Source organism: Leptospira sp. GIMC2001, from assembly GCF_028462125.1.
Lineage (GTDB): Bacteria > Spirochaetota > Leptospiria > Leptospirales > Leptospiraceae.
Map to the genome: position 1 here is coordinate 3950804 of NZ_CP115468.1, position 18516 is coordinate 3969319.

Here is an 18516-nt window from a genome sequence, read left to right on the forward strand (position 1 = left end):
CCACTTTCTAAAAAGTGTATCGAAAGTTAACCCAATATGTTCTGCCTTCTAGAGCAGGTGAACCAGCACCACGCACAACGTCCCCAGCATTGTTATTGAGTGGATATAATGCATTAGAATTCAGCAGATTCATTGCAGAAAATATCAATTCCATATTTTCCGTAAATTCATAAGCGATTCCAGAATTCATAATTCCTGTTCCTATCAATCTTTGTCCAGCTGGAGAATACCAATCATAGTAGTGAACGTAATTGAGAGATAGTGACAATTTGTTTGTTGGAAAAACCATAAAGTTTGCCCTAGAAACATTTTCTGGATAAGCACGATGTCGTTTGTTCGCACTATCGGGGATAAGATAGACCGAACCAAACAGTTCTCGATCTGCCGATATTACTCTAACAACAGAATGGCTAAGATCAATACCAAATAATTTCGAATTATAGGACAATTTGAACTCACCACCCGATTGTTTGAGAATACCAGGAGCGTTTCTAAAGAAAAAATATCCGCCCCAATCCCCAGGAATATCATCTCCAAGTTCGGGTGCTCCATTTCCAAATGGTTCAGGAAAAATTACTCCCACATCTATAATATTCTCTACTTGATTATAAAAAAGCACTCCATCAAAGGACCAATTATTCAACCTATACTTTGTTCCAAATTCATAGCTTCGCATTTTCTCAGGACGAGTTTCAGGAATATTCGTGTAATTGGTAGGATTGCCTGCAGAATCAACAGTTGGAATCTGAGCAAGTTCAACCTGATTGAAGTTAGCTGTTCTGAGAAGTCCATCACGCCTGTATCCACCTACGTTCGCTACACCGACCGCTCCTCTAAAACCTTCTTGATAAGAAAGTCTGAATCGTAAGTCACGGACTGCCTCATATAGTATTCCAACCCGAGGTGAAACATTGGATCCCCAGAACGGATGCTTGTCATAACGGAATGCTCCGAAAACATCAATTGAGTTAGTCAGCTTGTGAAAATCTTCGGCAAATACTGATGCAACTTCGATTGTAGACGGATTCACAAAGATATTTGTGTCGTTTACAGTTGTATTAGGTGGTAGTGTAGGGTCTGTCACATTCGGGAAAAAACTTTCTGCATCTGATCGATTCACAATAAAGTTATTTCTATTTGCATCCCTTTGCCCCATATCATACTTTCTGTATTCAGCTCCAACCGCCAATTGATTGTCTCGAAATGGAGATAAATTAAAAATTGCGGAACCACCATACCGATTTTCTCTAACTCCACCAAGAGTTACTCCGTTATGTGATTTGAATCCGAAATCATCCTGAGTATAAAATCCTTTGGTTTTTAGATTGATATTTTCTGTGATAGGATAGTCGTAGGTTACACCCAAACTGGAAACATTTGCAATCGCTTCATTTCTATCACGATAAAAATTATAGATATCTCGAGTTTGGTTAGCAATCAAACCATCTATCTTTAATCCTTTATATTCGACATTTCCAATAATGATTTCATTGCGAGACCTATTTAACCTATTTCCACTAGATGATGCGATGTTGGGATAGATATTTAAAGGTCCAAATTCTTCAGGACTGAGTTGATCAATTTCAACAGGATCAGTAAGCAATTCATAATTTTGAATGTCTACACCTTGGTAATTTTGAGATCTTGCAAATCCTTCGCTTCTGATCTTTTGTCCTCGGTATTGTGATTTCGAAACATAAAAATAAGTCTTGAGATCTTGGACATATTTACCGTTTGAACCGGACTGAATGTTCATATTTCGAAAACCGTTTTCGCCAGCACCACCTTGGATCGAAGTCCCTTGATAAGAAACTCCAGTTCGAGTTATGATATTGATAACTCCTAGAAGAGCTCCTTGTCCCAAAGTTACAGATCCTGGTCCTCGTATAACTTCAATTCGCTCAATAAAATCCAAGTTTATCGAATTGATGATAGAGTCAGGTGGTCCGAATTGCCATTCCGTGTTCAGATTGTGACCATTGACCAATAGCAAAGTTTTGGAATTCGCGTCTGGCACCAAACCACGAAATCCTGCGATCGTATCATCTTGGTCTTCGACTGTAAAAAATCCAGGTACGTAAGTTGTGAGAACATGATTCAAAGTTCTCGCGCCACTCATTTGAATCTGCTTTCGAGTAATAACGGATACTGAAACTGGCTGTTTATCTGAATCCTTTATTACGTTTGATGCAACTGTAACTTCTTGAGAAGCCATCAACTGGAAAACTTCTTTAGATTGTGATTGAAGATCTTCTTTTGGAACAGGTATATCCAGATTAGAGGCTAACTTGGAATTGGTGACAAATTCTTGTAGATTTTGATTACGTACTGACTTGTTCAGATTCGATCTTAAGCGAAGAACCATTTTATTAGTAAATTCATTTACGATTTCAGAATCTGATTTCTTAACGTCATCGAGATTGATATCAACCGACTCCAGACCTTCGATACTTCCGCTGGTATTCAATGCATCAATGGCGTACCCTTTTTCTGGATCAAATACCTGACCATAGATTTCTAGAGTTTTATCGTATTTTAGAAATCCTCCAATATAGAAATCAGCACCTTTGCTTTTTGATACATCAATATTGGTTTGAATCTTAGATCCATTGATCAATTCAACTCGGTAGTTTTTGGCTTCCAACTTGGATTTAAGACTTTGAGCGATTTTAGTATTGGAGTCCGCTGGAACTGCATTGTTCAGAAGTTCAAAATCAGATATTATAACGAATGTTTGTTTTTTATCTTGAGCAAATAAAAAGCCTGATTTTAGAATTGTAAGTATAAAAAAGAACTTTATAATGAATGATACTTTTTTCATATACATCTGATAGTCCTAATTATTCGTTTTTGAGTTTCTCTTGCAAAATTTGTATCGCTTCTTTCTTTTTATAAGATAAGCGAAGATATTCTCTAGCGGATTTTTCATTTGGATCAATCAAGAGTATATTTTCAAATGTTTGTATTGAAATATCATAATCTCTATCGTTGTACTCTTTTATTCCTTGATTCAGATATTCAGGAATTTTGTCAGATTCTTGTCGCCTAATTTGCGCTAATTCTGCTGCTGATTTCTGATTGCTTGGCAATGTCCTTAAGCTCGATAGATATTCCCTAATAGCATCAAAAGGTTTCCCAACTTTTGCGTATTGATTCGCCTTAGATCGCTCTTGTTCACTTTGTGCAAGTATGGATAGTTTATATCCTTCCTTCGCAGTTTCATTATTTGGATTGATCACTAAAACTTTTTGATACTCTGCTCTTGATTGCGAAAACTGATTGGATTCATAAAATTGCTTAGCATTTTTTAGCAATTCCTTAGTTCGAGTTCCAGTCATTTTCTCAATAACAAGTGATTGATAGGTTTGTGCTGCTTTATTGGAAGGATCTTTTTTTAAGATAGTATCAAATATTAATTTTGCAGGCTTTAGTTTATCTTCATTTAATAATGTAATTCCAGCAGAGAATAATTTGGTTTGCTTAGCTCGCTCAGAAATCTGTTCAGGAATTTTTACACCGGACTGACTTGCATATTCTTCATTTAAATAAAAAGCAGATTGAGAAGGCAGAAGAACTCTCTCTGATTTGCAGTCTGATTCTTTAGCAAGAATTCTATTCGCCATCAAGCCAGTCTCAACACCAATCTTACTATACTCAGGACTGATAGCGAATGTTGCTCCGACTTTCACAAGTGTCGGAAACGACGTCATAAGTATAATTCCATTCTCTTTACTAAACTTTGATAGCTCTTCAAATCTGGATTGATTGTAAATTGGATCGGATATCATATAAAATGCTTCCGCATCTTCTTTTATTTCATTCAATTTGGAAGTAAAATTATCCGAGTTCACTTGTTTGGATTGATACAAAAGTTTATATTCAATATCTAGATAATTGCCTTCACCTGCGGAGAAACCTGTGTCATCTAATGAATAGAAGCCATAGACTTTCTGAATACTGGGACGAATATCTTTTAGAGTTTGGAAAAATTCCCGAGCAGATATATCCATACTTACACCACAAAAGTTACTTTGTCCCAAACCCATTGATTTTGGATTGTTCACCATTGAGAATACCACTGGGATTTTATTTAAATTATCTTTTGCAGCGCGAGAAGCCTGGGGACCAATCGTAATTACCATAGGCACTCCAGATCCTTCCAAATCTCGAAAATAATTTTCAATACTTACATTCTCCGCAAGTATGATATCTAGATATGTAACCTTAACTTCACGGTCTATAACAGATTGAATTCCATATAATCCTTGTTCGTATATGGAATTATCAGAAGATAATATAATTTCTATGCTTTTATTCTCAACAGCCTTTAATCTTTGCAAGTATGCAGTTGAAATAAAAATAAGGATTCCTATCGCTATAATTTTGAAGAAATTCTGATTCATATTTTAATTTCTCTCGAATGTTTCAGCAAGTTTGCTTTGCTCAAATTTTTCTAAGCGAGCCAAATTGATTTGTGCTTTTTGAAAATCTGGCTTTAGATTCAAAGCTCCTATCCATTCCTCTTTCGCTTTGGCATAATCTTTTAATCGGAAGTATATACTTCCTAAGTTATTTCTTGCATGGTGATTCTTGGGAGCAATCTCCAAAGATTTACTATAATAATCGATTGCCTTGGGCAAATCATTTAACAACGAATAACAATTAGCTAATCTAAAGAGAATCCAAGGATTTCTATTGTCCCTTTCAAGACAATTATCATATGTGTCGAGTGCTTCGCGATATTGTTTTCGTTGATAGAAATCATCCGCTCTTTGCAGTAGATCTTCTATACTAACTAATTTCTCTGGTTTAGGTTCTTCAGAGTAAGATATAATTGTTTCTGCTGATTTCTTATCTTCAACTTGTACAATTTCTTCTAATAGGTCTTTAGCTTTGGCATCAATTGCGATCGCTTTCTCTGCCATATATTTAGATCGAGTACCAATACCTAGGCTATTGTAGACTATGGACAAGTTAATTAAATTTAAATAGTTTCCAGCATCACGAAGATACAATCTTTCTCCATAATCGGCTGCTTCATTCAAACTTCCTAGTAAACGATAAGTATTAGAGATAGCATAAATATATTCGTTGTCGCCAGGGTTGTTCTCACTATAAGAAAGAAAGCATTCTAGTGCTTTTACATATTCTTTTCTATTGAAATAAATATTCCCCAAAAGTTTTAGCATCTCAGGATAAGGATTGTCATCATGTATTAATCCTTCGATCCGATTTAGAGCGTCCTGTTCTTTGCCTGATTGAACTAGATCATACCCTTCTTGAATTGCCTCTTCCACTTCGTAAGGAATGGATATGACTTCTTCGTCTTCTCTACCTTCTTTAAATGAAATCCTTAACAAAGAATAGTCGTCCGTGATTTTTCCTTTTGCTTGAATGAGTTGGTAGATTTGAGTCAAATCGGCCTTAGCTTCTTCAACTCTTCGTAGAAACTCCATCTCATCCTCATTCATAACAGCATTCTGACCAGGAACCGGCATCATGATGTCATCTCTTCCGTCAGAACCTGCGATAACAACATCACCAGGCATCAATTGAAAAACTTTAACAGCGAATTTATCTTCTTGCCCAGGAGTTCCTAATTTCCTAAGAACCAATTCTTCTTCAAGAAATGAAGCCTTCTCATCACGATACAACACTGTCCAAGGATGTTCAGCATTGATATAATACATGATACCTGTAGCATCATCAATCAAACCCATACAGACTGAAATATACATGGATCCATCGAATGTCATAAAAACATTTTGAAGATCGAGAAATCTTTCTTTTAACCAAATCTCAGGATGAACTTTAGTATTTCTCTCCAATCGCGAACGCATAATTCCCGAATTGAAAACAACTCCAAATACCAAGGCACCACCAGCACCTTGAATTGATTTACCCATCGCGTCTCCGTTCATGAAAACGGTATAATCTTTTCCTAATAATTTAATATTATCAGTTATACATAAATCCCCACCAATTTGGGAATTCCATTTACGAAAGGTAAATTTTTTCTTTTGCTCAACATAGAAATCTGTCTTTACGTTCTTTCCTAAGTTATTATTGAACTGGAGCGGTTCGAGCAATAGAGATGTAAGATAATAATCTCCATCTTGCGCTTCTTTGAGAGCTTGCACTTCCTGTAAAGTTTGATTCAATTCATCTGTTCTCTGAGTTACCATAGTCTCAAGATTATTTGTAAAATCTTGAATTCTAACAGTCATTTGGTTAAAAGTTTCTGCCAGTTGACCAATTTCATCTCGACCATGTATAGGAATTCGATAATTCAAATCTCCACCACCAATCATTCTGGCACCATCAGAGAGAATTTGAATTGGTTTTGAGAGAGAGAAGGCAGCGAAAAGAGCAACACCAATACCTAGAAAGAATAAAACGGAAGAAACCGCTACAATTGTTCTCCGAATTTCATTGACAGGTTCATAAACAAGATCTCTATTAAAGTCAAAAACCGCGGTTCCAACCCGCATCTTATCACCTTTATAATCAATAAATATAGGATAAACGAATTGAAGGATGCTCTCCCCGTCCTCTTTTAGCTCGGTTAGCGTTAATTCTTTCATTTCAGCGAAATAAATCAACCTTTCATCATCTGGACGAGTACCAACTCTAGTCTCATTCATATCAGCGATGAAGTTTCCATCTACATTCAATACATATGAATTCAATAATCCAGCTACTTGTGATTGCTTGAGTCTTGTAAGCGCAGTTCGTGTTGCGTCATATGTTTCATTTATTAATAGTTCTTCTGTCGCAAGATTAGCAATATTATTTGCCAAATTCCTACATACCTCAAAAGTCTTATCTAGGACCACCGCTTGATTACGATAAAGTACGATCAGTGAAAGTGGTAGCACGGAAACAAGAACCACTCCGCATACAAGAATTATCATCTTTGTGCGAATCTTAAGGTTTGTTACGAATGATGAAGTTACATTTAGCATTATTAGATTCTGGAAAATATTAAAAATCATGATTAGATTATTTGGTCAACAAAAAACATTTTTTTCCAAGCTTTTGCATAAAAATAATACACCTAATCTACGGATGAATGAAATTTTTGAGTATAGATTAGAAGAAAAGAAATTGAACGCTGTTCTTCTCTCAATATCACTCATCATCATCCTTACTTTAGCAGTTGTTATATATTGGATAGATTGGGAAAACCTTCTCAAAGGGTCAATTGCAGGTGACATAATCGAAAAAATCATTGAATCTATTAGATCAAAAACTTTTTTCGGACTTTTTCTGACTTCATTTATTGGCGGATGGTTCTTTCTCTTCTTTCCTTTGGAAATTTATTATTTCTCAATCATTCCTGAAGCGAATTCCTATTTTACATTATTTTTTGGATACTACTTAGGTATTGTTGCAGCGCAAACAATAAATTATTGGTTCGGACTAAGAGCCAATCGAATCTGCAGAATTCTTATATCCCCACAGAATTTCTATAAAATGAAAGGTTATTTAAATAAATGGGGACTATGGGTAATCATTGTTATGAATGCGCTTCCATTGCCTTCTCCTGTTTTTTCTACAGTTCTTGGAGCATTTCGCTACAATTTCGCTCGATTTTTTATATTAATGAATATCGGGGCTATATTACTATATTCGGGAATGTTGGTTTTATATATGATTATAAATGAAATAGGAGAGGAGAATCTATCATGGATAAGATTTTAGGCGGATCACAAGAAGATGGGATTGGTTTTTGGAATATATTTTGGCGTCCTTTATTATCCAAATCAGGTGAAAAAGCAGGTAGATTGATTGGATTCTCATTTCGAGGAACGAAAATAATTTCTTTCCAAGTATATTATAAATTTCGAATCGTTGACCTTGATGCCAAATACCTTCGAAATTGGGACTCAATGAATAAAAAATCAGTCATCATTCTGGATATTGACCCTATCTATCTATTGAAGGGAAGATCAGTATATGATGAGTCTGGCAAAAAAATCGGTAGAGTCGTAAAAGTTGACCAAGTTGGATATTATAATGAATTTGACTCATTATTTGTTAAGAATAGATTCTTTCTTCCTTCTATTCAAATATCAAAAAATAAAATCTCTGTTCTCAAGAAGAACATCCTTCTCAATTCGAGTGTAAAATAAGATGAATCTAACTTCTGATGACATTTTAGGAAAAGAAGCAGTAGATCCTGAAGGAGAAGTCCTTGGGATCGTGATGAAACTTCACTTGGATCCTGTTGCAAAATCAATAATTGGTATCACGGTTGATCAAGGGATGTGGAAGCCAGATTTATTTATCGGTATCGAATTTCTGGAAAAATTCGGAATAGATGCAATTTTTCTAAATAGCATTCCGTACACTAAGTACAGTGGGATGGAAGTCTACAGCTACGACGGCATATTTCTAGGTACCGTTTCCCAAGTTAATGGAGAAAAGTCAAAAATTCATAATATCGTAGTTTCTTGCAAAGATGAGAAAAGCAGAAATCCTCTAAAAAAAAGAGAATTCACAATCTCAGAAAAATCGATTTCCGAGATTGGATTCTCTGTAATTTTGAAAAAGGGAACTGAGACTGCCTTATTGGATTCCTAATCGCTCAAATATTATATTCACTTTTTCTAAATAAGGTTCTATACGAAAGATCTCATCCAAGTCTTTCGAAGACAAAATCTGATTCGAACGAGGGTCATTCAATAATCGCTCTTTCAAAGTGGAGTTTTGATTTTCCCAAACATACATGGCGTTATCTTGAACAATTGAGTATGCGTCTTCTCGACTGATTTTTCCTTTTTCAATTAGATTCAGAAGGACTTTCTGAGAGTAGATGAGCCCGCGAGTTACATTGAGAGTTCTCTCTATCGCATCTGGATACACATGCAATCCATCAATAACGAAATTCATCTTATCAAGAATATAATCAAGTGCTATTGTTGAATCTGGGAGTACAATTCGTTCGGCAGATGAATGGGAAATATCACGTTCGTGCCAGAGAGGCATATCTTGAAAACCAACATTTGCATTGGAACGAATGACTCTCGCAATCCCACATATTCTCTCACAAACAACTGGATTTCTTTTATGAGGCATAGCTGAAGATCCTTTCTGTCCTTTAGCAAAAGGCTCTTCAACTTCGCGACCTTCAGTTTTTTGAAGCAATCGGATTTCTTGTGCCATCCGATCAAGACTAGATGCAACAATCGCAAGTATGCTGAGATAGAACGCATGGCGATCACGATTGATCACTTGTGTTGCAATAGGATCCACTTCTAATCCAAGCTTCTCTAAAACATAAGCTTCGATTTCTGGATCTATGTTCGAATAGGTTCCTACAGCACCAGAAAGTTTGCCTACGGCAATTTGTTTGCGAGCATCTTTCATTCGCAAAATATTTCTCTGCATCTCCGCAAAGAATAGAGCAAATTTTAAACCCAACGTCATTGGCTCCGCATGGATTCCGTGAGATCGTCCCATGCAAGGAAGATCTTTGTATTCTTTGGCTTTCTTTTTGGTTGTTTCCAGAAGTTTTTCTGCTTTCTGGATCAGGATGTCCATTGCCTGAACCATTTGTACGCATAGCGCTGTATCACCAACATCAGATGAAGTCAGACCATGATGCACATGACGAGAAGCAGGACCAATGTATGAATTCAAATTCGTTAAATAAGCGATTACATCATGATGAACTTTCGCTTCAATTTCTAAGATTTCTTCAACTTTAAATTTTGCATTCTTCTTGATTTCTGCCAAGTCCTCAGGTGGAACTTCACCTCGCTTGGATCTTGCTTCACATGCCAAAATTTCTATATTCGTCCAAATATGAAATTTGTTCTCTAATTCCCAGATCTTGGAAATCTCTGGATTGCTATATCTTTGGATCATAAGATCAGGGTTTCACGGTATTGGTTTCAGGCAATCAGAATTGAAAAAGAATAACAGTGTTCCTTTTTGGCTTGATTCGAATCTCAGATTGGTTGAACTGGATGAAAATCAAACGTATCATAAGAGGTTTTATTATGTCCAAAGAATTCGAAGGAAAAGTCGCATTAGTAACGGGAGCCGCATCACCAATCGGATTGGGTCGAGCTATTGCAAATAGATTGGCTTCTCATGGTGCTACTCTAGTCCTATTAGATCTCAATCAAGAAAAAATTGACGAAGCAGCTAAAGAAGTAGAAAAGCAATTTGGAGTCAAAGCAATTGGAATTTCAGCTAACGTAACAAAAACGGAAGATTGTGAGAATGCAATTTCAAAAGTAAAAGAAGTCTTTGGACAATTGGATATACTTGTAAACAATGCCGGTGTACTCAAAGATAACCTTGTTATGAGAATGTCAGAAGCGGACTTCGACTTCGTGATGGATGTCAATTGCAAGGGCGTTTTTCTAATGACGAAAGCCGCGACGAAATTAATTCTCAAAGCACCATCTGGCAGAATTGTCAATATTTCTTCGGTCTCTGGACTTACTGGTCAACCTGGACAAGCCAATTATTCGGCTTCTAAAGCAGGTGTCATCGCCCTAACTAAAGTTTTTGCTCGTGAATTTTCCGGACGAAATGTACTTGTAAATGCCGTTTGTCCTGGCTTCATCAAAACCGAGATGACAGGAACCCTTTCCGAAGAAGTTCAAAAGAAATTGACAGACCCATCTTTTATTCCGTTGAAAAGACCTGGTAAACAAGAGGAAGTAGCAGCGGTAGTAAAATTCTATTGCAGTGAAGATTCCAATTATATCACTGGAACCTTTCTAAGAGTAGATGGTGGTGCGGCAATAGGAATGTAATTCCGATCCAATAATAAATTTCTAACTATTTGATAATCTTGTTAGTAGCTTGAGTAGGTTTAGATCTCGCTGTGGAAGTTTTAGCTTCACCTGGTGATTGAATAGTTGGAATTTCTTTGGAAGTCTGTATTTCGGTTAGATTTGCAAGCTTTGTTCCTTTCACAATGTAATCAAAAACGATGGATTCTGATTTATTCCCCGCTCGATCAAATCCAACAGCTTCCATTCGGTGCTTGCCCGGCGCAAATATATTCTCAGGTTCAACTACTATTGCAACGCCCGTTCTTGGATTCAATTCCGCAATTGCAAGTTCCCCATCTACTTTTACTTGAATAGAATTTTGATCAATCCCTGAACCGAAGTCTTTCAATTTCCATTCTATTTCAAAATCTTGATTCGGAAAAATATGACCTGATTTCAAATTTCCCATTAGCTCGAGCTGCGGAGAAATTTTATCAACTAACACAGCATAAATTCCAGTTTTTTTGAGTCGTGCTTTAAAGAATCTACCCCAAGTACTAAAATTGGCTTTCTTCACTGGAATTGCTACGCCATTTGATTTAATTTCGTAAATACCTGCTTGGTTTAGATCAGCTTTGTGACCTATCTTAAAATACAAATCAAAACCTAAATTAAATTCTCGAAAATCCTCGGGAGAAATTTTGTACATTTTGGATTCTAAGCTGAGTCCTGGATGGCTCCAAACAAAATCATTAATTTCTTCTATTTGAAAATTTGCCTTACCAAAAACCGAATTTGCTGGAAAAAACAATTCTACTAATCTATCTGTTGAAGATAAATTCGTGTAGCGATCATAACTCACATTGAAAGTATAACTTGGTGTTTGAATATGCGAATAGTCTGATGTATCTTTTTTTACATTAAGAAATCCTTCTGTTCGATTCTCTCCAAGTCCACCTGCTAATATACTAATCTGATTGATTGAATTGTGATTGAAATTCCCGGAAGATATGAGACCTGATCCAACCATTGTGTTACCTAGTCCTGGAATTCCGAAACCTTGTCTGGAAAATAAATTATATAGGAAAGGATTACCATTCGATTTACTTTTATAGGAATCATAAACTAGAACAAATTTTTTCGTCTGGGCTTTAGGCAAAGATTGAAAATTCAAATTTAAATTCTCTTTGCCATTTACGATAAGAGAAATTGATTGTAACCCAAGTCTATTGGTTCGCGATTTCTGATGCCCAGATACTTGAAAAGATACAATACCTTGAATCAAAATTTCCTGATGATCGGAATTAGCGATATATCCTCCCTCAGTTTTTTCAAATTTTATTGTAAGAGGTTCATGTTTACCATTTATAAAAGTTCTTGGAGTTTCTGGACGAATTGTAACAAAATCTAAGACTACATCCTCTCCATCCGTATGACCCAGACCGAAATCTCTTGGATTGAAATAAATTCCATTTCGAAACAATTCAAAATGTAAATGTGGCGGTCCAATTCCAGTATCTCCAGAATAGGCAATTAACTCACCAGCTTCTACTGGTATAGGTTCACCTAATTCATGTTTAAAGTCTCTTCTTGATTTAAAATCTTTTGCTGAACTTGAACTCTTTAGAAATTTTACTAATTTCGGACTGAATTTAGAAAGGTGACCATATCTAGCTCGAATTCCATCCTCATGTTCGACAATAACTGAATTACCGATACTTGACCAAAACCTTTGTATCTCTACAACTTTGCCTTTTGAGACAGAAATTATGGGGAGCCCTCTTCTGCCACCAGTGCTAAAATCCATGCCCATATGAAAATGGGAAGATCGGTATTCACCAAAAGTTCCAGTAATTGCTTCATATCCAACAACTGGCCAAAGGTAAGATCCATATTTCCCAGGAGGTTTAACTTTCTTTTCGATAGTTTCCGTTGGAGAATTTGGAAGCGCTGGAACCGTAGATAAAGAAGCAGTTGTATTTAGTTTTGCCTGAGGAGCAGCGATTGGTAAATCAGAATCTGTTGAAGTTTTAGAAATAGAAGAATTGGAATTAGTACCAGCAGACTGAGCGGTAATCTCAGAACGAAAACAAAAGCAGAATAATGAAACAAACAAAACGGAAATCCAAAGTAGATTTGTATTATGTCTTATCCGATAAAATCTCATACGCTGCCTACTTCTGCTTACAGTATCGGCATTTCATGGAAAGGAATTTTTCTATTTGTAAGGTTTTTTAGACAATTCTATGATTGCTTTTTCTTGTTTGGGCTCGCGGCTTTAAGACTTGAAGGATCTGTTCGGGAGATAATATGTTGAACTGTTAATTTGAGAAAACTTCGAACATAACTCAGAAAAGAAAAGTCACTAATATTATCTAGAATCAGATTCACAACTGATTGGAATTCTGGATTTCGAGAATATTCTTTGATCAATCGAGTTGTTCCATCTGCGGCTGTTAAACTCGGGATATCTAAAATCTCACGTAGTTCTATCTTATAGAATAAAAGAAGCGATATCATTTGGTCTGATTGCAATCTAGATTCTTTTCTTTCAATTTTACCAAGTAAGTTGTCATTGATTGATAGATTGTAATTTTTCTTTAACCGATCTGAAAGTTCAGTTAAGGAATATCCATAATGAATACGCAGTTCTTTGAATCTATCGGCAAGCGAATAGAGCAATTCACTATCGACATTGATGATTGGCTCAATTCCAGGATTCATTTAAAACCAAGGATAAGAGCATGCAGAGAATCTCCCAACTCAAAGATTCGCTTCCACTCGCTTCGGTTCGAAATTCAGAGAAAAATAAATTTCTTAGAGTAGTGTCATTCCCAATAATTTAATTACAGGAATACCATTCCTGATCATTTTATTTACCACCACCCATTACGTCATCCGTTCCACGAGTTAGGTAGTAGGCACCTATGATAGGTATAAACGTTATCAAAACAATAAAAACTGCTACCACATTGGTTACCGGTCTCTGCCTCGGTCGTATAAGTTCCGTTAGCATCCAGATTGGTAAAGTTGTTTGCTGTCCAGCGGCAAAAGTGGTAACGATCACTTCATCAAACGACAATGCAAATGCAAGCATTCCACCTGCGAGAAGAGCAGTCGCAATATTTGGCAAAATAATGTAGCGAAAAGTGGTAAAACTATTCGCGCCAAGATCCATCGATGCTTCAACTTGAGTCATCGAAGTTCTGCGAAAGCGCGCCAAAACATTATTATAAACAGTCACAATACAAAAGGTCGCATGCGCTATCACAATTGTATAAAAACTAAATGGAATATCAAACAGTGAAAATGCAGATCGAAGAGATATACCAGTTATAATTCCCGGTAAGGCAATGGGAAGAATCACTGCGAAAGAAATAATTTCCCTACCAAAAAATTTAGTTTTATGCACTGCCGCCGCAGCAAGAGTTCCAAGTATTAAAGCAATCAAAGTCGAGAAAGTCGCAACTTCAACCGAGAGTTGAATTGCTTGCCAGATATCATTGCGCTCGAACGCAATCGGAAACCATTTAAACGTAAAATCTGGCGGAGGAAACTGATAGGATTTCTCTTCTGTTGTAAACGCATATAGAAAAATAAAAAGGATTGGAATATGCAGAAATAATATACCTGCTCCTGCAAATATTTTCAGAAACCAACTTGCTTTTCTAGAATATTTCTTTTTACCAAAAATCTTACTAAATAGCATTGAAAGCTCCTAGTCTCTTCGCAACCCACAAGTAAATGCACATAATAAAAATAGGAACAATGGAAAATGCTGCAGCTAACGGAACATTGCCGGCAGTACCTTGATGAGAATAGACTGCCTGTCCAATAAATATCGCCGATGGACCAATGATTCCAGGAATGATATAATCACCCAAGGTCAGAGAAAAAGTAAAAATTGAACCGGCAACCACACCAGGAAAAGCCAAAGGAAAAATCACTTTCCAAAAAGTTTTATCGGGTGTTCCTCCCAAGTCATGACTCGCTTCAATAAAGGTTCTAGGAATTCTCTCTAGAGCCGCTTGGATAGGCATAATCATAAAAGGTAACCAAATATATAAGAAAACTAAAAATGTCCCATAGTACGAAATGGATAAGGACGGACCACCTAATACAGGTGAGTCCAATAATAGATCCAAAGCCCAAGTCATATGTATTTTATCCAAGACCCAACTGATCACACCTTCTTTTGCTAATAGCAATTTCCAAGCATAAACTCGAACCAAATAAGAAGACCATAGAGGTAACATAATTCCCAGATACAACCAGGGTTTTGCTCTATCACTTGCATAATGTGCCATGAAATAAGCAATGGGAAAACCAATAGCAGCGGATGCAATAGTAACAGACAGCGCCATAAGAAAAGTTCTAAGAATTATATCAAAATTCGTTGCTGTGAATAAATCTCTATAACTTTGTAAAGAAATTTCCTTAACTATTAAGCCAGTATAATTATCGATATAGAAAAAACTTTGAAGCAATAAACTAAATAAGGAACCAAAATAAATAATTCCCAGCCAGAGAACTGGCGGAAGTAGAAGGAGGATTAGAAATAAGTTATTTCTAAAGAAAAGGAAATTCGAAATTTTTTGAGCAATGCTTGTCATATATTTTCTGAATCGCTTTTTAACCTGTTATGACATGACTGTCAGCTTTCTTCCATTGCAAAGTGACTTCTGATTTTCCTTTAAGTCCTGATTCTCCAAATTGTCCATTTTGCTGAATCGCAACGATTCTATTTCCAAGTTTTGTCTTCATCTCAATTCTAGTTGTAGAACCAGAATAGATTAGATCTTCCACTATCGCTTTGATAGAATGGAATTCTTCTGAGGGTTTAAAGTTATTGGAATTGGTTATTAGAGAAATTTTCTCTGGTCTAACCATGAAAATTTTATCCGATTGGAAAATCTGCTTAGCTTCTTCATCACGAAAAATATTCGATTGACCAACAAAATTTGCAACAAATTCAGAACTTGGTTTCTCATATACCTCGAACGGAGTTCCAATTTGGGAGACTTTCCCTTGATTGAAAACAGCAATGCGATCACTCATTGTCAATGCTTCTTCTTGATCGTGAGTTACAAAAACAAAAGTAATACCAACTTTTCTCTGCAATTGCTTAAGCTCTGATTGCATTTGTTCTCGAAGTTTTAAATCCAAGGCACCAAGTGGCTCATCTAATAAAAGTACTCTAGGTTTGTTAATAAGAGCACGCGCAAGTGCAACACGTTGTCTTTGTCCACCAGATAGTTGCGAAGGTTTCCGATTATAAACATCAGGAAGTTGAATAAGTTCGAGCATATCTAAGGCTTGCTTTTTTCTTTCAGATTTAGGAATTTTTTTTATCATCAAGCCATATTCAACATTCTCTCCAACTGACATATGTGGAAACAATGCATAATCTTGAAATACTGTATTCACATCTCTTTCGTAAGGTGGTAAATTACCAGCATCATTTCCATGTATAAAAACATTCCCTGACGTTGGACTTTCAAAACCCGCAATCAATCTAAGGCAAGTAGTTTTCCCCGATCCACTTGGACCAAGCATAGAGAAAAATTCACCTTCCCGTATGGAAAATGAAACGTCATCCACAGCTTTAACATCGCCAAAATGACATGATGTATGCTTGAACTCGACAGCAGATCTATTAGAGGAATCTAAATTGGTTTGGCTCATTTGGCCTCTTTAATCATGAATTAAACAATAAACTCATCCAACGGAGGTTATGCCTCCGTTGGATTTTCTAACTTGGAATCTATCTTCCGCTTATGATTGAGATCATCTCAGTCACCCACTTGTGATAAGGAACACAAGTTTTGCCTGAACCACAATTAGATTCTGGTGTTCTCCAGAACCAAATTTTCTCAAAGTTATCTAAACCGTTGGTTTTACATCCTTCGTCAGTTAGCAAAGCATTTCCTTTACAAGCCTCTAGGTTCGAAGGAACCGAACCAAACCAAGCTGCTAGATCTCCTTGCAATTTTGGACTTAATGAATGCTCCATCCATTTGTATGCACAATTTGGATGCGGTGCTTTCACATGTAGCATTGTTGTGTCCGCCCAACCTGTTGCTCCTTCGACTGGAATTACGGAAGCAATCGGAGCATTATCAGCCTTGAGAAGATTTACTTGAAAAGGCCAAGATGATGATGCAACGAAACCTTCTGTTTTGAAATCTGCTATCTGAACAAAAGCATCATGCCAATACTTTGGAACGATTTTTCTTTGTTCTCTTAACACATCAGCTGCTGCTTTGAATTGCTTTTCATCTAATTCATAAGGGTTTTTAATACCCAAAGACTTATCGTTGTACATTAAATATAAGGCTGCATCAGCAATATAAATCGGACCGTCAAAACCTTGAACGCGATTTTTATTGGACTTACCGTCTGGGAATTTTCCTTCTTTGAAAACAACACTCCAAGATTTAGGAGCTTCCTTGAAAACCTTTGTATTGTACATCAGAACATTGGCACCCCATTGATAAGGTACGCCGTAATGAACACCATCAACTGTATGCCAAGGAGCGTTCTTGAGACGATCATCAACTTTGCTCCAACTTGGAATTAGGTCTAGATTAACTTCCTGAACTTGACCTCCGCGAATCAATCGAAGAGAAGCATCTCCCGAAGCTGTGACCAAATCGAAGCCACCTTCATTCATAAGCGCAACCATTTCGTCGGAAGTTGCAGCTGTTTTGATGGTAACTTTACAACCAGTTTCTTTCTCGAAACTTGTTACCCAGTCAAAATTTTTATCCGTCTCACCGCGTTCAATATAACCCGGCCATGCAACGATTGATACCTCACCTTCTCCCGAACCAACCGAGGTTAATTTCTCCCCAGCTTTTTTCTCACCGCAATGTACAGCGAATAACGCTAACATTGTTATCAGTAGTATGTATAAGTTTCTCATTTGAACTTCTCCCCTATTTCGACCATTTTGATAATTCTGCAAACTTTTGGACAATTGTACAAAGTTGCTCAAAATATTGAAATAAAAAAAATCTTGTTTTACAAAAAATCAATCAAGCGATTGATTGAAAACTAGATTGATTTAACTGGAGATCTGGGTAAGTATAATGGCTGAAATATTCGGAACAAATGACAAAATTCTGCAAGTTGCAAAAAAACTTTTTGCGGAAAAAGGTTATAAATCCGTTACAACAAGGGAAATTGCAGACCAATTAGGAATCAATATTTCCACATTCCACTACCATACTGGCGGTAAGGGGAATCTTTATAAATCGGTAATCGAGAGTCTGTATGAGATAGAACATAGAGCACTCTATGAACCGATTAAAGAATTCGATCCTAAGAACTTTGGTGATCGAGCCAAAGTTAAGTCCGCTATAATAATGGGCTTACAAGCATTTGTGCAAGAAATGTTAAAAGATCCAAATCGTGCCCACTTATATGTTCGCCGATGGTTAGAATGGCCTGACGAATTCATGGATTATGAAGTTAAGCTAACCATCGAGATATTTCGACCATTTGAAGAATTCTTGGAAGAAGCAGCTAACCACGGATCTGTGAGAGGGATAGATGTATCTATTTTTCTAAGATCGTTTCTTTGGATGGTCTATGGCTATTTTATAACCGGAATTATTGATTGGAAGAAATGGGTTTCCGATCCTCTCAAGAAGAAAAACTTGGAAGCTTTTCAAATATATTTAGATGATTTCATTGAATCGATGTTATTTAGAGATAATTCGAACAGAGCAATTATTGCGAAAAAGAAACCTAGAAATAAACTCATTCGTAAATAAAT

15 protein-coding genes are annotated in these 18516 nt (G+C 36.5%); 5 read left to right on the forward strand and 10 right to left on the reverse strand.

Annotated features, from left to right (window positions below):
- Positions 1 to 7: 7 nt before the first annotated feature.
- From O4O04_RS19505 to O4O04_RS19515, 3 genes are read right to left on the reverse strand one after another with little or no spacing between them, the layout of a single operon-like run.
- Positions 8 to 2821, reverse strand: coding sequence for a TonB-dependent receptor plug domain-containing protein (locus tag O4O04_RS19505; RefSeq protein ID WP_272533591.1), 2814 nt, complete (start codon positions 2819 to 2821; stop codon positions 8 to 10).
- Between the two features lie 19 nt (positions 2822 to 2840).
- On the reverse strand, positions 2841 to 4403 hold the full coding sequence (locus O4O04_RS19510) for an ABC transporter substrate binding protein (protein WP_272533592.1): 1563 nt from the start codon (positions 4401 to 4403) through the stop codon (positions 2841 to 2843).
- A gap of 3 nt (positions 4404 to 4406) precedes the next feature.
- The gene (locus O4O04_RS19515; protein ID WP_272533593.1) at positions 4407 to 6800 is read right to left on the reverse strand and encodes a SpoIIE family protein phosphatase; all 2394 of its coding nucleotides are present in this window, start codon (positions 6798 to 6800) and stop codon (positions 4407 to 4409) included.
- A gap of 193 nt (positions 6801 to 6993) precedes the next feature.
- Between O4O04_RS19515 and O4O04_RS19520 the strand changes: the two genes are divergently transcribed.
- The 3 genes from O4O04_RS19520 to O4O04_RS19530 are packed head-to-tail and all read left to right on the forward strand — an operon-like array spanning position 6994 to position 8586.
- Positions 6994 to 7704, forward strand: a complete 711-nt coding sequence (locus tag O4O04_RS19520) for a DedA family protein (RefSeq protein WP_272533594.1) — start codon at positions 6994 to 6996, stop codon at positions 7702 to 7704.
- Positions 7689 to 8135 carry a hypothetical protein gene (locus O4O04_RS19525; protein ID WP_272533595.1) on the forward strand — a complete coding sequence of 149 codons (447 nt, stop codon included), beginning with the start codon at positions 7689 to 7691 and terminating at the stop codon, positions 8133 to 8135. Before O4O04_RS19520 ends, O4O04_RS19525 begins: the two co-directional genes overlap by 16 nt.
- Before the next feature lies 1 nt (position 8136).
- A complete protein-coding gene (locus O4O04_RS19530; RefSeq protein WP_272533596.1) occupies positions 8137 to 8586 on the forward strand; it encodes a hypothetical protein in 450 nt (149 codons plus the stop codon).
- Here O4O04_RS19530 and purB read toward each other — a convergent pair.
- Complete coding sequence (gene purB / locus O4O04_RS19535) at positions 8572 to 9873, reverse strand: adenylosuccinate lyase (protein WP_272533597.1); 1302 nt, start codon at positions 9871 to 9873, stop codon at positions 8572 to 8574. The two genes, O4O04_RS19530 and purB, sit on opposite strands and share 15 nt — an antisense overlap.
- 134 nt (positions 9874 to 10007) lie before the next feature.
- Between purB and O4O04_RS19540 the strand changes: the two genes are divergently transcribed.
- Entirely contained in the window at positions 10008 to 10775 is a 768-nt protein-coding gene (locus tag O4O04_RS19540) for a glucose 1-dehydrogenase (protein ID WP_272533598.1), read from the forward strand.
- 25 nt (positions 10776 to 10800) lie between these two features.
- Here the strand turns inward: O4O04_RS19540 and O4O04_RS19545 are convergent, their stop codons facing one another.
- From O4O04_RS19545 to O4O04_RS19570, 6 genes are all read right to left on the reverse strand, one after another.
- The gene (locus O4O04_RS19545; RefSeq protein WP_272533599.1) at positions 10801 to 12903 is read right to left on the reverse strand and encodes a M23 family metallopeptidase; all 2103 of its coding nucleotides are present in this window, start codon (positions 12901 to 12903) and stop codon (positions 10801 to 10803) included.
- Positions 12904 to 12980: 77 nt separating this feature from the next.
- Positions 12981 to 13460 (reverse strand): helix-turn-helix domain-containing protein, encoded by a 480-nt coding sequence (locus O4O04_RS19550; RefSeq protein ID WP_272533600.1) that lies wholly within the window; start codon positions 13458 to 13460, stop codon positions 12981 to 12983.
- A 148-nt stretch (positions 13461 to 13608) separates the two neighbouring features.
- Complete coding sequence (locus tag O4O04_RS19555; RefSeq protein WP_272533601.1) at positions 13609 to 14445, reverse strand: ABC transporter permease; 837 nt, start codon at positions 14443 to 14445, stop codon at positions 13609 to 13611.
- Entirely contained in the window at positions 14435 to 15349 is a 915-nt protein-coding gene (locus tag O4O04_RS19560) for an ABC transporter permease (protein ID WP_272533602.1), read from the reverse strand. Before O4O04_RS19560 ends, O4O04_RS19555 begins: the two co-directional genes overlap by 11 nt.
- Positions 15350 to 15368: 19 nt before the next feature.
- Positions 15369 to 16421, reverse strand: coding sequence for an ABC transporter ATP-binding protein (locus tag O4O04_RS19565; protein WP_272533603.1), 1053 nt, complete (start codon positions 16419 to 16421; stop codon positions 15369 to 15371).
- 79 nt (positions 16422 to 16500) lie between these two features.
- Positions 16501 to 17661 carry an ABC transporter substrate-binding protein gene (locus O4O04_RS19570; RefSeq protein ID WP_272533604.1) on the reverse strand — a complete coding sequence of 387 codons (1161 nt, stop codon included), beginning with the start codon at positions 17659 to 17661 and terminating at the stop codon, positions 16501 to 16503.
- Positions 17662 to 17827: 166 nt separating this feature from the next.
- On the opposite strand from O4O04_RS19570, the gene O4O04_RS19575 reads away from it, so the two are divergent.
- Entirely contained in the window at positions 17828 to 18514 is a 687-nt protein-coding gene (locus O4O04_RS19575) for a TetR/AcrR family transcriptional regulator (protein ID WP_272533605.1), read from the forward strand.
- Positions 18515 to 18516: the final 2 nt, after the last annotated feature.

Excerpts from the sequence above, each read along its gene's own strand:
- O4O04_RS19505 (WP_272533591.1), bottom strand. The coding sequence starts at position 2,821 with ATGAAAAAAGTATCATTCATTATAAAGTTCTTTTTTATACTTACAATT.
- O4O04_RS19510 (WP_272533592.1), bottom strand. The coding sequence starts at position 4,403 with ATGAATCAGAATTTCTTCAAAATTATAGCGATAGGAATCCTTATTTTT.
- O4O04_RS19520 (WP_272533594.1), top strand. The coding sequence starts at position 6,994 with ATGATTAGATTATTTGGTCAACAAAAAACATTTTTTTCCAAGCTTTTG.
- O4O04_RS19525 (WP_272533595.1), top strand. The coding sequence starts at position 7,689 with ATGGATAAGATTTTAGGCGGATCACAAGAAGATGGGATTGGTTTTTGG.
- O4O04_RS19530 (WP_272533596.1), top strand. The coding sequence starts at position 8,137 with ATGAATCTAACTTCTGATGACATTTTAGGAAAAGAAGCAGTAGATCCT.
- purB (WP_272533597.1), bottom strand. The coding sequence starts at position 9,873 with ATGATCCAAAGATATAGCAATCCAGAGATTTCCAAGATCTGGGAATTA.
- O4O04_RS19540 (WP_272533598.1), top strand. The coding sequence starts at position 10,008 with ATGTCCAAAGAATTCGAAGGAAAAGTCGCATTAGTAACGGGAGCCGCA.
- O4O04_RS19545 (WP_272533599.1), bottom strand. The coding sequence starts at position 12,903 with ATGAGATTTTATCGGATAAGACATAATACAAATCTACTTTGGATTTCC.
- O4O04_RS19550 (WP_272533600.1), bottom strand. The coding sequence starts at position 13,460 with ATGAATCCTGGAATTGAGCCAATCATCAATGTCGATAGTGAATTGCTC.
- O4O04_RS19555 (WP_272533601.1), bottom strand. The coding sequence starts at position 14,445 with ATGCTATTTAGTAAGATTTTTGGTAAAAAGAAATATTCTAGAAAAGCA.
- O4O04_RS19560 (WP_272533602.1), bottom strand. The coding sequence starts at position 15,349 with ATGACAAGCATTGCTCAAAAAATTTCGAATTTCCTTTTCTTTAGAAAT.
- O4O04_RS19565 (WP_272533603.1), bottom strand. The coding sequence starts at position 16,421 with ATGAGCCAAACCAATTTAGATTCCTCTAATAGATCTGCTGTCGAGTTC.
- O4O04_RS19570 (WP_272533604.1), bottom strand. The coding sequence starts at position 17,661 with ATGAGAAACTTATACATACTACTGATAACAATGTTAGCGTTATTCGCT.
- O4O04_RS19575 (WP_272533605.1), top strand. The coding sequence starts at position 17,828 with ATGGCTGAAATATTCGGAACAAATGACAAAATTCTGCAAGTTGCAAAA.